At 73.6% G+C, this 16,639-nt stretch carries 15 protein-coding genes and 1 pseudogene; 8 read left to right on the top strand and 8 right to left on the bottom strand.

Annotation, left to right across the window (positions count from 1 at the left end):
• The coding region (locus IEZ31_RS32185; protein WP_190253801.1) for a pectate lyase at positions 1–953 on the bottom strand (953 nt) is incomplete at its 3' end.
• A 455-nt stretch (positions 954–1,408) separates the two neighbouring features.
• On the opposite strand from IEZ31_RS32185, the pseudogene IEZ31_RS32180 reads away from it, so the two are divergent.
• Positions 1,409–2,260, top strand: a pseudogene (locus IEZ31_RS32180) (TIGR04222 domain-containing membrane protein); the annotation flags it as partial.
• On the opposite strand, the gene IEZ31_RS32175 reads toward IEZ31_RS32180, so the two are convergent.
• Positions 2,257–3,387 (bottom strand): cytochrome P450, encoded by a 1,131-nt coding sequence (locus tag IEZ31_RS32175; RefSeq protein ID WP_190253799.1) that lies wholly within the window; start codon positions 3,385–3,387, stop codon positions 2,257–2,259. The pseudogene IEZ31_RS32180 and the gene IEZ31_RS32175 sit on opposite strands and share 4 nt — an antisense overlap.
• 161 nt (positions 3,388–3,548) lie before the next feature.
• Between IEZ31_RS32175 and IEZ31_RS32170 the strand changes: the two genes are divergently transcribed.
• Both IEZ31_RS32170 and IEZ31_RS32165 read left to right on the top strand, forming a co-directional pair.
• Positions 3,549–4,796 (top strand): MFS transporter, encoded by a 1,248-nt coding sequence (locus IEZ31_RS32170; RefSeq protein ID WP_190253798.1) that lies wholly within the window; start codon positions 3,549–3,551, stop codon positions 4,794–4,796.
• A gap of 114 nt (positions 4,797–4,910) precedes the next feature.
• On the top strand, positions 4,911–5,642 hold the full coding sequence (locus IEZ31_RS32165) for a GAP family protein (RefSeq protein ID WP_190253797.1): 732 nt from the start codon (positions 4,911–4,913) through the stop codon (positions 5,640–5,642).
• 378 nt (positions 5,643–6,020) lie between these two features.
• On the opposite strand, the gene IEZ31_RS32160 is transcribed toward IEZ31_RS32165, so the two are convergent.
• A complete protein-coding gene (locus IEZ31_RS32160; protein WP_190253796.1) occupies positions 6,021–6,701 on the bottom strand; it encodes a FadR/GntR family transcriptional regulator in 681 nt (226 codons plus the stop codon).
• A gap of 66 nt (positions 6,702–6,767) precedes the next feature.
• On the opposite strand from IEZ31_RS32160, the gene IEZ31_RS32155 reads away from it, so the two are divergent.
• Genes IEZ31_RS32155 through IEZ31_RS32145 form a run of 3 tightly spaced genes read left to right on the top strand, consistent with a single transcriptional unit; the run spans position 6,768 to position 9,525 of the window.
• Positions 6,768–7,514 (top strand): (Fe-S)-binding protein, encoded by a 747-nt coding sequence (locus tag IEZ31_RS32155; RefSeq protein ID WP_190253795.1) that lies wholly within the window; start codon positions 6,768–6,770, stop codon positions 7,512–7,514.
• Complete coding sequence (locus IEZ31_RS32150; protein ID WP_190253794.1) at positions 7,511–8,938, top strand: LutB/LldF family L-lactate oxidation iron-sulfur protein; 1,428 nt, start codon at positions 7,511–7,513, stop codon at positions 8,936–8,938. Before IEZ31_RS32155 ends, IEZ31_RS32150 begins: the two co-directional genes overlap by 4 nt.
• Positions 8,935–9,525, top strand: coding sequence for a LutC/YkgG family protein (locus tag IEZ31_RS32145; protein WP_190253793.1), 591 nt, complete (start codon positions 8,935–8,937; stop codon positions 9,523–9,525). Before IEZ31_RS32150 ends, IEZ31_RS32145 begins: the two co-directional genes overlap by 4 nt.
• On the opposite strand, the gene IEZ31_RS32140 is transcribed toward IEZ31_RS32145, so the two are convergent.
• The 4 genes from IEZ31_RS32140 to IEZ31_RS32125 form a co-directional block, all read right to left on the bottom strand.
• Entirely contained in the window at positions 9,518–10,408 is an 891-nt protein-coding gene (locus tag IEZ31_RS32140; RefSeq protein WP_190253792.1) for a carbohydrate ABC transporter permease, read from the bottom strand. The two genes, IEZ31_RS32145 and IEZ31_RS32140, sit on opposite strands and share 8 nt — an antisense overlap.
• A gap of 8 nt (positions 10,409–10,416) precedes the next feature.
• Complete coding sequence (locus IEZ31_RS32135) at positions 10,417–11,328, bottom strand: carbohydrate ABC transporter permease (protein WP_190253791.1); 912 nt, start codon at positions 11,326–11,328, stop codon at positions 10,417–10,419.
• Between the two features lie 3 nt (positions 11,329–11,331).
• Positions 11,332–12,744, bottom strand: a complete 1,413-nt coding sequence (ngcE, locus tag IEZ31_RS32130) for an N-acetylglucosamine/diacetylchitobiose ABC transporter substrate-binding protein (RefSeq protein ID WP_190253790.1) — start codon at positions 12,742–12,744, stop codon at positions 11,332–11,334.
• A gap of 496 nt (positions 12,745–13,240) precedes the next feature.
• The gene (locus IEZ31_RS32125; protein WP_190253789.1) at positions 13,241–14,218 is read right to left on the bottom strand and encodes an N-acetylglucosamine kinase; all 978 of its coding nucleotides are present in this window, start codon (positions 14,216–14,218) and stop codon (positions 13,241–13,243) included.
• A gap of 53 nt (positions 14,219–14,271) precedes the next feature.
• On the opposite strand from IEZ31_RS32125, the gene IEZ31_RS32120 reads away from it, so the two are divergent.
• Both IEZ31_RS32120 and murQ read left to right on the top strand, forming a co-directional pair.
• Complete coding sequence (locus IEZ31_RS32120; protein WP_190253788.1) at positions 14,272–15,177, top strand: MurR/RpiR family transcriptional regulator; 906 nt, start codon at positions 14,272–14,274, stop codon at positions 15,175–15,177.
• The gene (gene murQ / locus IEZ31_RS32115) at positions 15,174–16,073 is read left to right on the top strand and encodes an N-acetylmuramic acid 6-phosphate etherase (RefSeq protein WP_229836023.1); all 900 of its coding nucleotides are present in this window, start codon (positions 15,174–15,176) and stop codon (positions 16,071–16,073) included. The genes IEZ31_RS32120 and murQ overlap by 4 nt, the downstream gene beginning before the upstream one ends.
• A gap of 40 nt (positions 16,074–16,113) precedes the next feature.
• On the opposite strand, the gene IEZ31_RS32110 is transcribed toward murQ, so the two are convergent.
• Positions 16,114–16,407, bottom strand: coding sequence for an STAS domain-containing protein (locus tag IEZ31_RS32110; protein ID WP_190253787.1), 294 nt, complete (start codon positions 16,405–16,407; stop codon positions 16,114–16,116).
• Positions 16,408–16,639: the final 232 nt, after the last annotated feature.

Below are 16,639 nucleotides of genomic sequence, written 5' to 3'. Positions count from 1 at the left end.
CCGTTGTGCTGGAACACCTTGTCGCTCGCCGACCTGGCGCCGCCGCCGATGACGTAGCTGGTGCCGCCGCCGGTGCCGAGGAACGTCGCCGCGTCCTCGCCCACGTCCTCCCACCAGACGTTCTGGATGGTGCAGGTGCCGAGGCAGTGGATGCCGTCACCGGCGGGCGCGCCGATGATGACATTCTTGATCGTGCCGCCGTTGGCGACCTCGAACATCGGGTCCTGGCTCTCGCTCTGGCCGCCGTCGCCGATACAGCAGTACCGCTTCATGCCGCCGTCGAGCGTCCCCGACACCTTGATCGTCCCGCCGACCGAGACGTCGCCCGTCTTCGTCGGCCAGGTCGTCGTCGGGTTCCCGCCACCGCCGCCGGTCGTCGGCGTGGTGGTGCCGACCTGGACCAGCCGCCACTGCTGGTTGGCCCCGTTGAGGTCGGTGTACTGCGAGACCCGGGCGCCGTTCGCGGTGGACCATTCCCAGACCTCGAGCGCCTTGCCGCTGTGCCGGTTGATGAGCTGGATGTTGTCGCCGATGTTCTGCACCGAGAACTGCTGGTTGTAGCCGCTGGTGACCGGCCACTGGCGGTACTCGGCGCCGTCGTTGACGTTCCACTCCCACAGGTCGACGGCCTTGCCGCTGTGGCGGGCGACGAGCCGCCACCAGCCGGTGCCGGCGGACTCGAAGCGGAACTGCTGGCACTGGCAGCCGTTGCTGGAGTACTGCGTGATCGTCGCGCCGTCGGCGCTCGACGCTCCGGTCACCTCCATGACCTTGCCGCTGTTCACGTTGACCAGGTTGTACCAGGCGCCCTGCACGATCGTCGCCGCGTCGGCGGCCCGGACCACGAACGTCGTGGCCGCGGCCGCCAGCACGAGCGCGAGCGCGCCGAACAGCGCCCCGCGCCGCCGCCCGGCCCGCCGACGCGCAGGGGGTGCCTCATACTGACGCACCATTGGCGTGTACCTCCTCCCGGCGTTAGGAAAGCGCTTTCCTAACGAGGTTTCGAAAGGTATCGACCCTCGGCGAGGGTTGTCAACGACGCATGTCGATGTGCTCGTGTGCGCGCTCACATGGCGTGAAACTTACAGGTGGCGAGCCGCCGCCCACAGACGTTGGTCGATCTACCCTCGGAAACGGAGATCGACGTGAGGGTAGATCGACCAACGTCTGTGGGCAGTGGCGGGCGGCGTGGCGCTCGTCCGGACCGCCGGGACCGGCCGGGGCCAGCACGCGGGAGCAGGGTGTGCCGGCCGGCGCGCGGAGCAAGGGTGCGAGGCCGGCGGACGGGAGCTGACTCGGGGCGGAACCGACCCGGACCGGAACCGACCCGGACCGGAACCGACCCGGACCGGAACCGACGCGGGGCGGAACCGACGCGGGGCGAAGCGGCGGGGTTGCGTGGGCGGCGCACACTGCGTCCATGAAGCGCGACGGGGAGGCGCTGCCGCGGCCGGCCGTGATCGGGCTGCTGGCGGGTGGGCGGTGGCGGGCCTGCGTGACCGGGTACGCCGTGTTGTGGAGCCGCGGGCGGCTCGAGCACGACGGGCGGGGACGGGTCGACCGGCGGGGGTCGGCGCCGCGGGACGGCGAGCCGATCGAGCGGAGTCTGTTCAACGCGCTGCTCGGGTCGCAGGGGGCCCGGGAGGCGGCCAACCGGGGCGGGGTCCAGCGGGCCCTGCGTGAGGGTCGGCGGGAGCTCGGCCGGCTTCGGCTGCGCCGGTCGCTCCCCCGCCGGATCCTGGTGCCGCTCGCGTGCCTGGTCGTGCCGGCCTGGGTCGCGGCGCGCACCGGGTTGCCGCCCGTCGCCGGGATCGTCCTCGTCCTCGTCGGGACCTGCGCGGCCGTCTGGTTCGCCTGGCCGCGGACCGCCCGCGGTGAGCGGCTGCTGAGCGAGCTCCGCCGCCGGCACCCCCTGCCGGCCACCGCGCCCGAGGCCGCCGGCGCACAACAAGCCGCGCAAGAACAAGCCGCGCAAGAACAAGCGGCACAGGAACAGGCGGCACAGGAACAGGCGGCACAGGAACGGGCCGGACAAGAACAGGCCGGACAGGAACAGGCCGCGCAAGAACCCGAGGCAGTCGGGATGCTGGTCGCCCTCCACGGTAACGCCGCCCTGCACGCGCTCCTGCCCGGGCTCGCCCGCGGTGCGCGCCTCTACGAGGGCGGGCGGTGGAGCCGCGAGTACCGCCACCACGGCGACCACAGCATCGAGCCGTGGGCGGACGCCGCCGCGAGCGACCTCGACGCCGGCCGCCCCTAAGCGCTCACCGCCACCGGAAGGCGGGTCGGGCTCGCCATCACCCACGGGTTGCGGTAGCGGATCGGCTCGGCGCTGTCGACGGCGATCTCGCGGTACCGCCGCAAGAGCATGCGCAACGCCACGCGCGCCTCCAGGCGGGCCAGTGGCGCGCCCAGGCAGAAGTGGATGCCGTGCCCGAACGCCAGGTGCGGGTTCGGGTTGCGGTGCGGATCGAAGCGCGACGGGTCGGTGAACACGCGCGGGTCGCGGTTCGCCGCCGCGAGCCACACGGCCACGAGCGCCCCGGCGGGCAGCTCGACGCCGCCGAGCGTCACCGGTGCGGTGGTGCGGCGGGCCAGCCGCGGGAACGGCGTGCGCAGCCGCAGCGCCTCCTCGATCGCCGCCGGCAGCAGGTCCGGCGACGCGCGCACCTCGTCGGCGGCGCCCGGATGCTCGTCGAAGCACAGCACGGTGTTGCCGAGCGTGGCCGTGGTCGTGACGTGCCCGGCGATGAGCAGCACCCCGACGAACGCGGCCGCCTCCTCGTCGTCGAGGCCCTCCCGCACGAGCGCCGTCGTCAGGTCGTCCGCAGGGGCGGCCCGGCGCCGCCGGACGTGCTCGACCAGATATTCCCGCATCTCGTGTACCGCGGGCGCCACGGCCGCGAGCGCGTCCTCGTCGAGCAGCCGCTCCCCCGCCCGGTCGAACAGCCGGTCGGCCCAGCGCCGGAACGTCGGCCGGTCGGCGGCCGGCACCCCGAGCAGCTCGGCGATGACGATGACCGGCAGCGGGTACGCGAGGTCGTCGATCAGGTCGAACCGCGACCCGTGCCCGTCCAGCAGCGACCCGGTGATCGCCTCGATGCGCGGCTCCAGCCCGGCGACGACCCGCGGCGTGAACGCCCGGCTCACCATCCGCCGCAGCTCATCGTGGCGCGGCGGGTCCATCTGCACCACGTTCCCGCGCCGGAACAGGTCGAAGTCGTCCTGCCGCGGCACGAGGTCGCTGAGGTCGGACGAGAACATCGCCGGGTCGCCGAGCAGCGCCAGCGCCTCGGGATGCCCGGTCACGGACCAGCATCGTTGCTCGTCGTCGAAGTACACCGGACCGCGCCGCAGCGCTCCCTCGATCCACGCCGCTGTGCTCACCGTGCGGCGCTACCCGCGCCGTTCCCGGGCAAACGCCCCTCGACAGCCGGGGGCGGCCGGCGACATGCCGCACTGGCAGTGCAACATCATGCCGACCGATGGAAGGGATGCCTGGTCGTCGTCCGGTGACCGCAGCACCGTGAACTTCTAAGATCGGCCGGGTGCAGCAGCAGCAACGTCGTGTCACCGCCGTCGCGGTCGTCGTCGGCGCCGGGTACGGGTACTTCGGCGCCGCGATGGCCGGGGCCCAGCTCACCCTCGCCCCGGCGCTCGGGCTCACCGTCGCCGAGCAGGGCACCCTGTTCGCCGTCCCGGTCCTCGGCATGCTCCTCGGGGTGCTCGTCGCCGCCCGGGTGGTCGCCCGGGCCGGCCGGCGCGGGACCCTGCTCGCCGCGTCGGCCGTGGTCGGCGTGGTCGGCGGCGCGTCGCCGCTCGTCGCCGACCTGGTGTGGCTCGACGCGACCCGGTTCGTCGTCGGGGTCGCCTTCGGCGTGAGCACCGTCGTCGTGCCGATCTGGGTGGCCGAGGCCGCGCCGCCCGGGGTGCGGGGGCGCATCGCGGTGCTGTACCAGGTGTCGACGGTGGCCGGGATCGTCGCCGCGTTCCTGCTCGCGTACGCGCTCGGCGGCTGGCGGGTCGTCCTCGGGGTGACCGCGCTGCTCGCCGCGCTCGCCGTGGTGCTGCTGCGGGGCGCGCCGGAGACCGTGCCCGGCAGCGGCCCGTCGGTCGCGCCGAAGGCCGCCAGAGGGGTGGTCGCGGAGCTGTTCGGGCCGCGGTACCGCACCCTCACCGGTTTCGTCGTGGCGCTCGGCACGCTCGTCCAGCTCACCGGGATCAGCGCGGTCAGCAACTTCAGCCCGCTGATCTTCGCCGGCATGGGGTACCGCGGAACCCTCGCCCTCCTCGTCCTGCCGGCCGTCGTCCAGGTCAGCGGCCTGCTCGCGGCCCTGGCGTCGGCGGCCACGATCGAGCGGTTCGGCCGGCGCGCCACCCTGCTCACCGGCACCGCGGTCATGGCGGCCGGGCACGCGCTGCTCGTGCTCGCCTTCGCCCGCGACAGCGGCGGGACGGCGCTCGGCCTGGCCGGGCTGCTGGTGTTCACGATCGGCTTCAACGCGGGCCTCGGCTCGCTGCTGTGGATCTACGCGGCGGAGGGGTACACCGACCGGCTCCGCAGCGCCGGGGCCACCGCCCTGCTGCTGCCCAACCTCACCGCGAACGTGCTGCTCGCGCAGTTCTTCCTCGGCGCGCTGACCGCGTTCGGCGGCGCCGCGACGTTCGGGGTGCTGCTCGGCGTCACCGCGCTGTCCTGGCTGTACCTGTTCCGGGTGGCGCCGGAGACCCGGGGGCGCAGCCTGGAGGAGATCCACGCCTACTGGCAGGCCGGCCGGCGCTGGCCGGCCTACTGAGCGATCGCCCGGACGCGCAGCTTCGGGCCCGCCTCGGATGTTCCGGCGGACTTCACGGTGCTTCATCCCGCCGGGGTGGCGGCCACCGCCCGGCCCGGTGGCCACGATGGTCGCGTGGCACTCGGCGCGGCGATCGGCGGCATCCTCGTGCCGGCTGTGGGCGTGGCGCTCAGCCCCGTCCCGATCCTGGCCGCCTTCCAGGCCGCCGGCCCGGCCCGTGCCCCGGACAGCCCCGACGCCACCGCCACCGCTGTGTCCGAGGGGTCTCGGCGCACCGGGACCGCGCTGCTCGACCGCACCCGGACCGCGTTCGGTGACCTGGCCGCGGCGACCGCGGTGCCCCGCCCGACGGGCCTGGCCTACCTGTGCGCGTTCCTGGTCGCCCTCGCCGTCCCCGCCGTCCTGGTGGTCGCGGTGGCCGGCCCGGCGGCGCGCAACGCGATCGACATCCTGCTCATCCTCCTGGGCATCGTCCTGCTCCTCCTCGCGGCGACCGAGTGGCGCCGCCGCCCGCTGCCCGGGCACCAGCGCCGCCCGCCGCCGTGGCTGGCCGGCCTGGCCACGATGCCGCTGCGCGACGCGGCCCTGCGCGGCGCCCGGGCGGCGGTCGACCCGAAGAACCTGACCCTGACGGTGGCCGCGGCACTGCTCACGGCCCGCGCGGGCGGCGGGGAGGGCCCGGCCGTCCTCTACGCCGTCCTGGGGAGCCTCACGGTGGCCGCCCCGATGCTGTGGGGCGCCCGGCTCGCCCCGCTGGGCGACTGGTTCGCCCGCGACCACGCGCCGATCCTGGTCACCACGCTGCTCCTGACCGGCGCCGCCGTCCTCGGCGCGGGCCTCGCCTGACCCACCCGGCCGCGCCGGGGCCCCGTGGCATCGCCACGGCCTCGGGTGCGCCTGACCCGGTGCCGGAATGGCGGCCCCGTTCGGGCGGCGGGAACCGGCCGCGCGGGGCTGCGGGTCCGGGTGGCCGCGTTCCTACGATCTCTGTCATGCGGTGGCGCTCCGCATCGTCCTGACGACGGCGGTCGCCGCGTGCGGCGGCGAGGACAAGGCCCCGTCCTCGTCCGCCGGGACCCCCGGCGGGGTCCCGTGCTCGGCGACCGCTCAAGCAGGCGCGGGCGCCACCGCGCCGTGCCGCCGCCTGCGGCGCGGCCCTCGGCGTCCGGGCCGGCGAGCGTCGTGGCGGCCCGGCACCCGGACCGGCCGGCCGAGCGGCCGCGATCAGCGCAGCGTCTGGCGGTAGAAGCCCTCGATGTGGGCCACCACCCGTCGCGCGGCCAGCTCGGCGTCGCCGGTCGTGACGGCCTCCAGGACCGCCCGGTGCTCGGTGCGCAGCCGGCCGACGAGGCGGGTCCACTGCCGCTGCTCACGCTGCACGTACCCCGCGATCGCCCCCCGCAGCGCGGCCATCATCGCCGTCACCACCGCGTTGCCGGCGGCCCGGGTCAGCGCGAGGTGGAACTCGGTGTCGAGCGCGTAGAACTCGCCCGGCGCGATGCCGCGGCGCTCGCTGCGGGCGAGCAGCTCCGCCGCCTCGTCGAGGGCCGGCGACGGGCCGGCGGCCGCGGCGCCGCGCACCGACCACGACTCCAGCACCACCCGCGTGCGGACCACGTCGCGGACCGGCAGCGCGGTCGAGGCGAGGTGCAGCCGCAGGGCCGCGCTCAGCCCGGCGGCGGTGTCGGCGGTGACGACGGCGCCCGACGCTGGGCCGGAGCCGACGCCGATGCGCACCAGGCCCATCGCCTCCAGCACGCGCAGCCCCTCGCGGACCGTCGCGCGGCTCACCCCGAGCTCGGCGGCGAGCACCCGCTCGGCCGGCAGCCGCGAGCCGACCCGCAGGTCGCCGGCGGCGAGGGCCGCCTCGACGTGCGCGATGACCCGCTCGTGACTGCGCTGCACGAACCCACCCCCTGTGGTCAGACCATAGCTTGGACGCCGCGGTACGGCGGGCCTATGTTCGGCGGTATGCGCGTCGCACTGTTCGCCACGTGCCTGGTCGACGGCCTGCGGCCGGAGGTCGGGCGGGCCACGGCCCGGCTGCTGCGCCGGCTCGGCCACGACGTGGTGGTGCCGCCGGCGCAGACCTGCTGCGGCCAGATGCACGTCAACACCGGCTATCCGAAGCAGGCCGCCGGCCTCGTCGCCAACCACGTGCGGGCGTTCGCCGGCGCCGACGTGGTCGTGACGCCGAGCGGCTCCTGCGCGGGCGCGATCCGCCACCAGCACGAGGACGTCGCCCGGCGGCACGGGCCGCCCGGGCTGGCCGGTGACGCGGCGGCCGTCGCCGGGCGGACGTACGAGCTGTCCGAGTTCATCGTCGACGTGCTCGGGCTGACCGACGTGGGCGCGTACTATCCGCACCGGGTGACGTACCACCCGACCTGCCACTCGCTGCGCGTGCTGCGGGTCGGGGACCGGCCGCTGCGGCTGCTGCGTGCGGTGCGCGGGATCGATCTGGTGGAACTGCCGGAGGCCGAGCAGTGCTGCGGGTTCGGCGGCACGTTCGCGCTGAAGAACCCGGGCGTGTCCGCCGCGATGCTCGCCGACAAGCTGGCCGCGATCCACGCCACCGGCGCCGAGTACTGCACCGCGGGCGACGCGTCCTGCCTGCTGCACATCTGGGGCGGCCTGAGCCGGGCCGGCAGCCCGGCGGGCACCGTCCACCTCGCCGAGATCCTGGCGTCCACGAAGGACACGGAGGAGGAAGCATGACGTCCCCGCCGACCGCGCGCCCGGTCACCGAGCTGCGGGCCGAAGCGCCGTTCCCGGTCAACGCGGCCGTCCAGCTGCGCAACGAGCAGCTGCGCCGCAACCTGGCCGGCGCCACCCGCACGATCCGCACCAAGCGCGCCAACGTCGTCGGCGAGCTGCCCGACTGGGCCGAGCTGCGCGCGGCCGGCGCCGCCGTCAAGGACGACGTGCTGGCCCACCTCGACACGTACCTGCTCCAGTTGGAGGAGCGGGTCACCGCCAACGGCGGCGTGGTCCACTGGGCCCGCGACGGCGCCGAGGCCAACCGGATCGTCACCGACCTGGTCCGGGCGACCGGCGCGACCGAGGTCGTGAAGGTCAAGTCGATGGCCACCCAGGAGATCGGGCTCAACGAGGCCCTCGCCGAGGCCGGCGTCACCGCGATCGAGACCGACCTGGCCGAGCTCATCGTGCAGCTCGGCCACGAGAAGCCGAGCCACATCCTGGTCCCGGCCATCCACAAGAACCGCGACGAGATCCGCGACCTGTTCCAGCGCGAGATCCCGACGGCCGGCGACATCCCGACGAGCGAGCCGCGCGTGCTGGCCGAGGTCGCCCGCCGCCACCTGCGGGCCAAGTTCCTGTCGACCCCGGTCGCCATCAGCGGCGCCAACTTCGCCGTGGCCGAGACCGGCACGCTGGGGGTGGTGGAGAGCGAGGGCAACGGCCGCATGTGCCTGACCCTCCCGCGCACGCTCATCACGGTGATGGGCATCGAGAAGCTGGTGCCGACCTTCGCCGACCTCGGCGTCTTCCTGCAGCTGCTGCCCCGCTCGTCGACGGGCGAGCGCATGAACCCCTACACGTCGATGTGGACCGGTGCCGTCGAGGGCCAGGCCTTCCACCTGGTCCTGCTGGACAACGGCCGCACCGCGACGCTGGCCGACCCGGACGGCCGCGACGCGCTGCGCTGCATCCGCTGCTCGGCCTGCCTGAACGTCTGCCCGGTCTACGAGCGCACGGGCGGCCACGCCTACGGCTCGGTGTATCCGGGCCCGATCGGCGCGGTATTGTCCCCCCAGCTGACCGGTGTCCGGGAGAACCTGTCGCTGCCCTTCGCGTCGACGCTGTGCGGCGCCTGCCTGGACGCCTGCCCGGTCGCCATCGACATCCCCCGCATGCTGGTCCACCTGCGCGCGAAGGCGGTCGAGGCGAAGGGCCCGACGGCGGAGTCGGCGGCGATGCGCCTGGCCGCGTCGACGATGCGCTCCCCGCGCCGCTGGCGGATGGCGCTGCGCGCGGCGCGCGCCGGCCGCGTCCTGGGCCGCCGCGACGGTGTCATCCACCGCCTGCCGTTCCCGCTGACCGGCCTGCTGAAGGGCTGGACCGCGGCCCGCGACCTGCCCCGCCCTCCGCGCCGGCCGTATCGGGACGGTGCCGCATGAGTTCCCGCGACGAGGTCCTGTCCCGCATCCGTACCGCCCTTTCGGACCGCCCCGCCCCGGCACCGGCGGAACGCACCTACCGCACGTCGGTCCCGGCGGACGTGGAGCGCTTCGAGGACCGGCTCCGCGACTACAAGGCCACGGTCCACCGGTGCGCCCCGGACGCGATCGCCGCCACGGTGGCCGCCGTCCTGCCCACGCAGGGCCGGATCGTGGTCCCCGCGGGCTGGCTGGACCTCCCCGGCCGCGACGTGGTCACCGACGACCCCGAGCTGTCCCCGGCCGACCTGGACGCCGCGGCCGCGGTGGTGACCCGCTGCGCGGTGGGGATCGCCGAGACGGGCACGATCGTCCTGGACGCGGGCGAGGCCCAGGGCCGCCGCGCCCTGACCCTGGTCCCGGACGTGCACGTGGTGGTCATCGACACGGACCAGGTGGTGGGGCTGGTCCCGGAGGCGCTGACCCGCCTGACCGCGACCCGCCCGCTGACCTGGATCAGCGGCCCGAGCGCCACGAGCGACATCGAGCTGCAGCGCGTGGAGGGCGTCCACGGCCCCCGCACGCTCCACGTGGTGATCGTTACTTGAGCTGGCCGGCGGTGAGGCCCGACTGGACCTGGCGCTGGAACGCGAGGTACAGGATGAGCACCGGCAGCATCGCGATCGCCATGCCGGCGAAGAGGGCGCTGTAGTCGCCGGCGTATCCCTGGTTGATGGTCAGCGCGGTCAGGCCCTGGGTCAGCACCCAGCGTTTCTCCGCGCCCTCGCCCTGCATGAGGACGATCGGCAGCACGTACTGGTTCCAGTGGCCCAGCAGGTTGAAGATGCCGACGCTGATCAGGCCCGGCTTGGCCATCGGGAGCATGACGCGGAAGAACAGGCCCCAGTGCGAGCAGCCGTCGACCATCGCCGCCTCGCCCACCTCGGTCGGCAGCGTGCGGAAGAACGCGGTCAGGAAGAACACCGTGAACGGCAGCGAGTAGGCGGTGTACACCAGGATCAGGCCGAGGTGCGTCGAGAGCAGCCCCAGGTTCTTCACCACGAAGAACAGCGGGACCAGCGAGAGGAAGACGGGGAACATCATGCCCCCGACGAACGTGAAGTAGATGAGGCGGCCGAACCTCAGGTCGTACCGCGCGAGCACGTACGCCGCCATCGCGCCGAGCATCATGGTGAGCACCAGCGCGCCGCTCACGACGATGGCCGAGTTCAGGAAGTACCGCCCGATGTTCGCCTCGGTCCAGGCGCGCGACCAGTTCTCCCACCGCAGGTGCGACGGCAGGCTCCAGGCGTCGGTGAGGATCTCGTTGTCGTCCTTGAACGCGCTGACGAACGCCCACACGAGCGGGAACGTGGTGAGCACCGCCCAGCCGGCGAGGACGGTGTGGGAGAACATGTTCAGCGGGCTGGGCAGCCGCCGGCGGGGACGCTGCCGCGCCGCCGGTTCGTCCCGCACCGATGGGGTCGTCATGGAGTCGATCACGACAGCTCGATTCGCTCGCGGCGGGTGGCCCGCAGCGCGACGACGGCGACGGACAGGGTCAGGAAGAACATGGCGACGCCGATCGCGGAGGCGTAGCCGAACTTGAAGTCGCCCATGGCGTTGGTGTAGAGGCGCAGGCCGATGACGTCGGAGCTGTTGCCCGGGCCGCCCTCGGTGATGATCTGCACGAGCGCGAACCCGTCGATCGCCAGGATCGCGAGGTACACCCACGCCACCTGGATCGTGTCCCACACCAGCGGGACGGTGATGCGCGCCAGGGTGGCCGCGCGGCCGGCCCCGTCCAGCAGGGCCGCCTCGTAGATCTCCCGCGGGATCGACTGCATCGCGGCGTTGAACAGCACCACGTAGAAGCCGACGTTGCTCCACACCATGACCGCGAGGACGCACCAGAACGCGAGGGCGGGGTCGCCGAGCCAGGGCTTCGCGAGGGCGTCGAGGCCGACGGCGCGCAGGAAGCCGTTGAGGATGCCGCTGTTGGGCGCGTACACCTGCTTCCAGAGCACGCCGATGATCGCCACCGACAACACCTGCGGGAAGAAGTACACGATGCGATAGAGCGCGGCGCCGCGCACCCCCGTGACACCCGCCTTGCCCGCGCGGCCGCCGACGCTCAGCATCGAGGCGAAGAACAACGCCAGCAGGATCGTGACCACCGGCAGGGCCACGAGGATGATGGCGTTGTTCTTCAGGGCGTTCCAGACGTACTGGTCGTGCAGGAGCAGGCGGAAGTTCTCCGGCCCCACGTACTCGTACTCCGGCGACAGGCCCCGCCAGTCGGTCAGCGAGATCTGGAACGCCTGCAGGTACGGCGAGATGACGAACACGGCGTACAGCGCCAGCGGCGGCAGCAGGAACGTGAACGCGAACAGGCGCCTACCGTGCCGCATCCGTCAGCTCCGCTTGTACTTCGTGATCGAGGTGTCCTTGGCGATCTCGTCGGCGCCCTTCTGGCACGCCTCGACGAACTGCTGCGCGTTGATCCGCTTGGTGAACAGGTCGCCGCAGGCGGCGTCGACGAGGTTGCGCTCCAGGCGCCGATAGAAGGAGTTGTACACCCAGTTGAACCCGTTGGACCCGGACGCCTTGAGCACCTTGGTGACGCTGGTGAGGCCGGGCGGCAGGTCGACGCCCTCCTCGGCGCCGGCCACGCAGGTGAGGCTGGACGTCTTGCGGGTGAAGTCGGCCGCGCCCTTCTGCGACAGCATGATGCGCATGAGCTCCATGCCGCCGTTGGCGTTCTTCGCCTTCGCCGGCACGATGTAGGGCTCGCCCGCGGTACCGCGGATGGCCTCGAACGGCAGCTTGTCACCCTTGCCGAGGCTCGGGGTCGGCGCGACCGCCATCCTGAAGTCGGGCGGGGTGACCTTCTTCTGCTCGCTCTCCAGCCACGAGCCGCACGAGATGAACACGGCCTTGCCCTGGGACCACTCGGTCTGCGACTGGATGTGGTCGAGCCCCTCGGAGCCGGGCAGGATGAAGCCGTCGACGGCGAGCTGCGAGTACGCCTCGGCGGCCGCCTTGATGGCCTCGTGCTTCCAGGCGTTGGGCTCGAGGTTGTCGATCGCGACCAGGACCTCCGGCCCGGCCATCTTGGCCGCCGCCGACAGGATGGGCCAGCTCATGTACCGCGGGTGCTTCCCCTGGTAGGTCCAGGGCGCCAGGCCGGCCGCCTTGATCGTGCGGCACAGGGCGATCATCTCGTCCCAGGTCTTCGGGTACTGCCAGCCGCGGTCGGCGAGCAGCTTCTCGTTGTACCAGATGCCGTAGGCGGTGTAGGCGTAGTTGAGCGAGAAGACCTTGCCGTTGTACGTTCCGGGCAGCAGGGAGCCGGGCAGCAGCGTGTCGCGGACCTTCTTGCCGGGGATGTCGAGGCTGGGCGCGTCGAGCAGCGGCTGCAGGTCGGTGAGCGCGTTCTGCGACACGAGCCCGTTGAAGTCGATCTGGGCCGACCCGGAGTTGTTCACCATGTCGGGCGGGCTGCCGTCGACGAACCGCGGCTGCAGGGTCTTGGCGATCTCCTGCGTGGCGGAGTGCTTGATCTCGGCCTTGGGGTATTGCTCCTTGTACATGGCCTCGTGGGCCTTCGCGTAGTCCTCGCCGAAGCCACCGTTGAAGATCACGACCTCCAACGGGGCATCGTCCTTGACGCCGAGCGGGTTGGCGTCACTCTTGTCGCCCTGGGCACTCTTGCTGTCGCTGTCGCCACCACCGGTGGCGCAGGCACTCAGGACGGCCGGACCGGCGGCGAGCAGACCGGCGGTGGCGGCGGTCTGCAGGACGCCCCTGCGAGTCAGCGTGTTCATCCGTCGTGCTCCTTCGTGGGGGTTCGAGGGGGCGCTCGTCGATGACGACGATGAAGGTTTCTTACATGTTTTTCAAGAGTAGGAAGATTCCTGCCACCCGGCAGGTCACGGTGTGGCAGCGAGCCAGTTCGATGGTTCGATGCGCCGGCAGGATGCGGTGCGACCTGCGGATATCGCCGGCGCTCGACACCCGGCCGGGGTCGTCGGAAGCGCCCGGAAGCGGTCAAGGCGCTGGCAAAAATTGACGAAATCGTTGCCACTCGGCGACGGGACGATGGCGGCCGCAGGGGCGCTCAGCATCCGTCGCCGCGCTCGCGCCGGCTCGCGGTCGGCCCGGGCGGCCTCGCGCGGTCCGCGCCATGATCGTGGGAAAGTTACGGCTGTCAGAGCGACCAGCTGCGTCCCACGATCAGGGCAACGGGCCGGCGCGGCGAGTGGATACCCGCCCTCCGAGCGGCAACCCGGCCGACGTCGGTGGGCACCGGGCCAGCCGGGGCTAGCCGGGCCGGGCCGTCAGGCGGGCGTGGATCTCAGCGGAGACCGGCGTGCCCGTGCGGCCGGCAATCGCGAGCGCCGCGGCGCCGGCCGCGCCGTCCCGGGCCTCCGCGGGGTCGGCGGCGAACCGGTCCCGGACCCCGTCGCGCACCCGGTCGGCGACCGGGCCGCCGGCGAGCAGGACCGAACCGGCGAGGACCACGGCGCCCAGCTCCCCGGCCGGTACGTGCCGGGAGGCCGCGTCGAGGGACTCCAGCAGCCGGTCCGCGGCCTCCTGCACGATCGCCGACGCCACCGGATCCCTGTCCGTCGCCGCCGCCCCTACGAGGGGTGCGAGCCGGCCGAGGGCGGCGGGCGGCTCCCGGTACGCGGCCCGCAGCACGGCCGCGATCACCGCAGACGCGTCGCCGGGTGCGGCGCGCAGCGCGGCCAGGACCGGGGCCGTCAGCGTCGTCGGGGCGCCCCGGCCGTCCACCGCGCGCAGGACCACGCGCACCGCCTCGCGGCCCAGCCAGACCGCGGAGCCGTCGTCGCCCAGCAGCCAGCCGTAGCCGTCGCAGCGGGCCAGCAGCCGGCCGTCGCGGAACGCCACCGCGGCCGCGCCCGTGCCGGACAGCAGCAGGAGGCCGGACGGGGACGGGGTGCCGGCCGCGTACGCGACCTCCAGGTCCGTCACCACCCGCACCGCCGACGGGTCCAGGCCCAGGTCGCGCCACATCTCGGCGCCCCGCGAACCGGCCGTGCCGTCGGCCACCGCGCCCGAGCGGCCGACCACGCCGGCCACGACCGACGTCGGGTCCAGGCCGGTCAGCGCCGCGCCCACCGCGGCCGTCAGCGCGGCCGTTGCCGCGGCGCCGCTGGACTGGGCGTTCGCGCCGCCCGCGCGGCCGCGGCCGACCACCTCGCCGTCCAGCCCGGCCACCACGCAGCGGGTCGTGGTGCCGCCGGCGTCGACGCCGATGACCAGCGGTACAGGCATCGCCACACCGTACTCCATTGACGAAAAGGTCTGGGAAACGGAAACTTTCCCACATGAACGTCGACGAGAGCGGCGGCGCCCCGTCCACGGCGGTGCGCATCCGCGGGTTGCTGCCCTCCCTGTCGCCGGCCGAGCAGCGCGTGGGGCGGCTCATCGCCGACGAGGCTGCGACCGCGGCGCAGCTCACCATCACCGAGCTGGCCAAGCGGGCCGAGACGTCCGAGACGACGGTCGTGCGGTTCTGCCGGGCGATCGGCTTCTCCGGCTATCCCGAGCTGCGGCTCACGCTCGCCGCCGAGGCCGGCCGGGCCCAGGACGACGGCGAGCGGGCCGAGGCGCCGGGCAGCGACATCAGCCCGACGGATCCCCTCGGTACCGTCGTGAAGACCATCGCCTTCGCGGACGCGAGAGCCGTCGAGGACACCGCCGCCCAGCTCGACCTCGACACGCTGCAGCAGGTGATCGACGCGGTGGCCGCGGCCCGGCGCATCGACATCTACGGCGTCGGGGCCAGCGCGTTCGTGGCCCGCGACTTCCAGATGAAGCTGCACCGGGTCGGCCTGGTCGCCTACGCCTGGTCCGACCTGCATCTCGCCCTCACCAGCGCGGCGCTGCTCGACGAGCGGGACGTGGCGATCGGCATCTCGCACACCGGCACGACGATCGACACGATCGAGGCGTTCGCGGAGGCGGGCCGGCGCGGCGCCCGTACCGTCGCGCTCACCAACTTCCCCAAGTCGCCCATCACGCGCATCGCCGACCTGACCCTCACCACCGCCGCGCGGGAGACGACCTTCCGGTCGGGCGCGATGGCGAGCCGGCTGGCGCAGCTCACCGTCGTCGACTGCGTGTTCGTCGGCGTCGCCCAGAAGACCTACGGACAGACCAAGTCGGCTGTGGAGAAGACCCGCGAGGCGGTCCGCAGCCGGCGCGTACGACCGGAACGAGGCCACTGGTGACGACTGCCCCCACGGAAGCCCCGACGGAGGCCCGCAACCCGCGCACCCTGGAGATCGACCGGCTGCCGACGCTGGAGATCCTGCGCCTGGTCAACGCCGAGGACGCCACGGTCGCGCCGGCCGTCGCGGCGGTCCTGCCCGACCTCGCGCGGGCCGTCGACGTCGCCGTCGACGCCCTCCAGAACGGGCGGCGGCTGCACTACTTCGGCGCGGGCAGCTCCGGGCGGATGGCGGTGCTCGACGCGACCGAGCTGCGCCCGACGTACGGCATCGCGCCCGGCTTCGTCGTCGCGCACCTCGCCGGCGGCGAGCGGGCGATGGTCGACGCGGTCGAGGCGGCCGAGGACAACGAGGACGCGGGTGCCGCCGCGGCCGGCGACCTCGCGGCGGGCGATGTGGCGTTCGGGGTGACGGCCAGCGGCGGCACGCCGTTCGTCGGCGCCGCGCTGCGGGCGGCCCGGCTGCGCGGCGCGCACACCGTGCTGCTGTCGGCGAACCCGGCCGCGCCGGTGGCCGCGCACGCCGACATCCACCTGGCGGTCGACACCGGCCCGGAGGTGGTGACCGGCTCGACCCGGATGAAGGCCGGCACGGCGCAGAAGCTGGTGCTCAACGCGCTGTCGACGGCGGTCATGGTGCGGCTCGGCCGCACGTACTCCAACCTGATGACCGACATGCTGGCCACGAACGCGAAGCTGCGGGTGCGGCAGGTGCGCATGCTGGTGCAGGCGACCGGCGCGCCGGCGGAGGCCTGCCAGGCGGCACTGTCGGCGGCGGACGGCGAGGCGAAGGTGGCGCTGCTGACGCTGCTCTCCCCCGCCGACGCGCAGCAGGCCCGCAAGGCCCTGCGCGCGGCCGGCGGCGTCGTCCACCGCGCGCTGCGGGAAGTGGGCTGAAACGGCGCTCGCCCGAACGGCGAATCGCCTAAGGCTTAGCTTAGAGCGGCGGCAACAGCGCGAGCAGCCGCTCGACCGGCGGCGCGACCGCCACGAGCACCACGTCCACACCGGCGCGCCGGGCGCCGAGGACGACCTCCATGCCGGCCGACGAGAAATACGTCACGCCGGACAGGTCGAGCTCGACGCGGCCGGTCACCCGGTCGGTCCGCAGGAACGCGGCCAGCCGGGGCGCGGTGGCGGCGTCGACGTCGCCCGTGACCGACACCCGGAGGGTGCCGCCACGCTGCGTGGTCGTCAGGCCGAAGTCCACACCGGTCAGGAGCGCATTCACACCACCCACCGTAGCGGCGGGGCCTGCCGCCGAGCACCGGACGATCAGCCGATCCCATCGGCTGCCCGGTCAGGACGGCCGGTCGACCCGGCGTACCCCACAATACGGAGGTGACCGGCCGGTGAGATGACGGCGACGGCGGCTGCCCCCGGACGCGGCGGCGTGGGTGACCGGGTGAGGCGGCGGGTGATTCGGCGAATCACCCGAAGAAGCTGAATCGGTGAGCGCCGAT

This window comes from Dactylosporangium sucinum (assembly GCF_014647515.1).
GTDB classification, from domain to species: Bacteria; Actinomycetota; Actinomycetes; order Mycobacteriales; family Micromonosporaceae; genus Dactylosporangium; species Dactylosporangium sucinum.
Note: the sequence above shows the minus strand (reverse complement) of the source record. Positions and strands in the feature narration are given on the sequence as shown.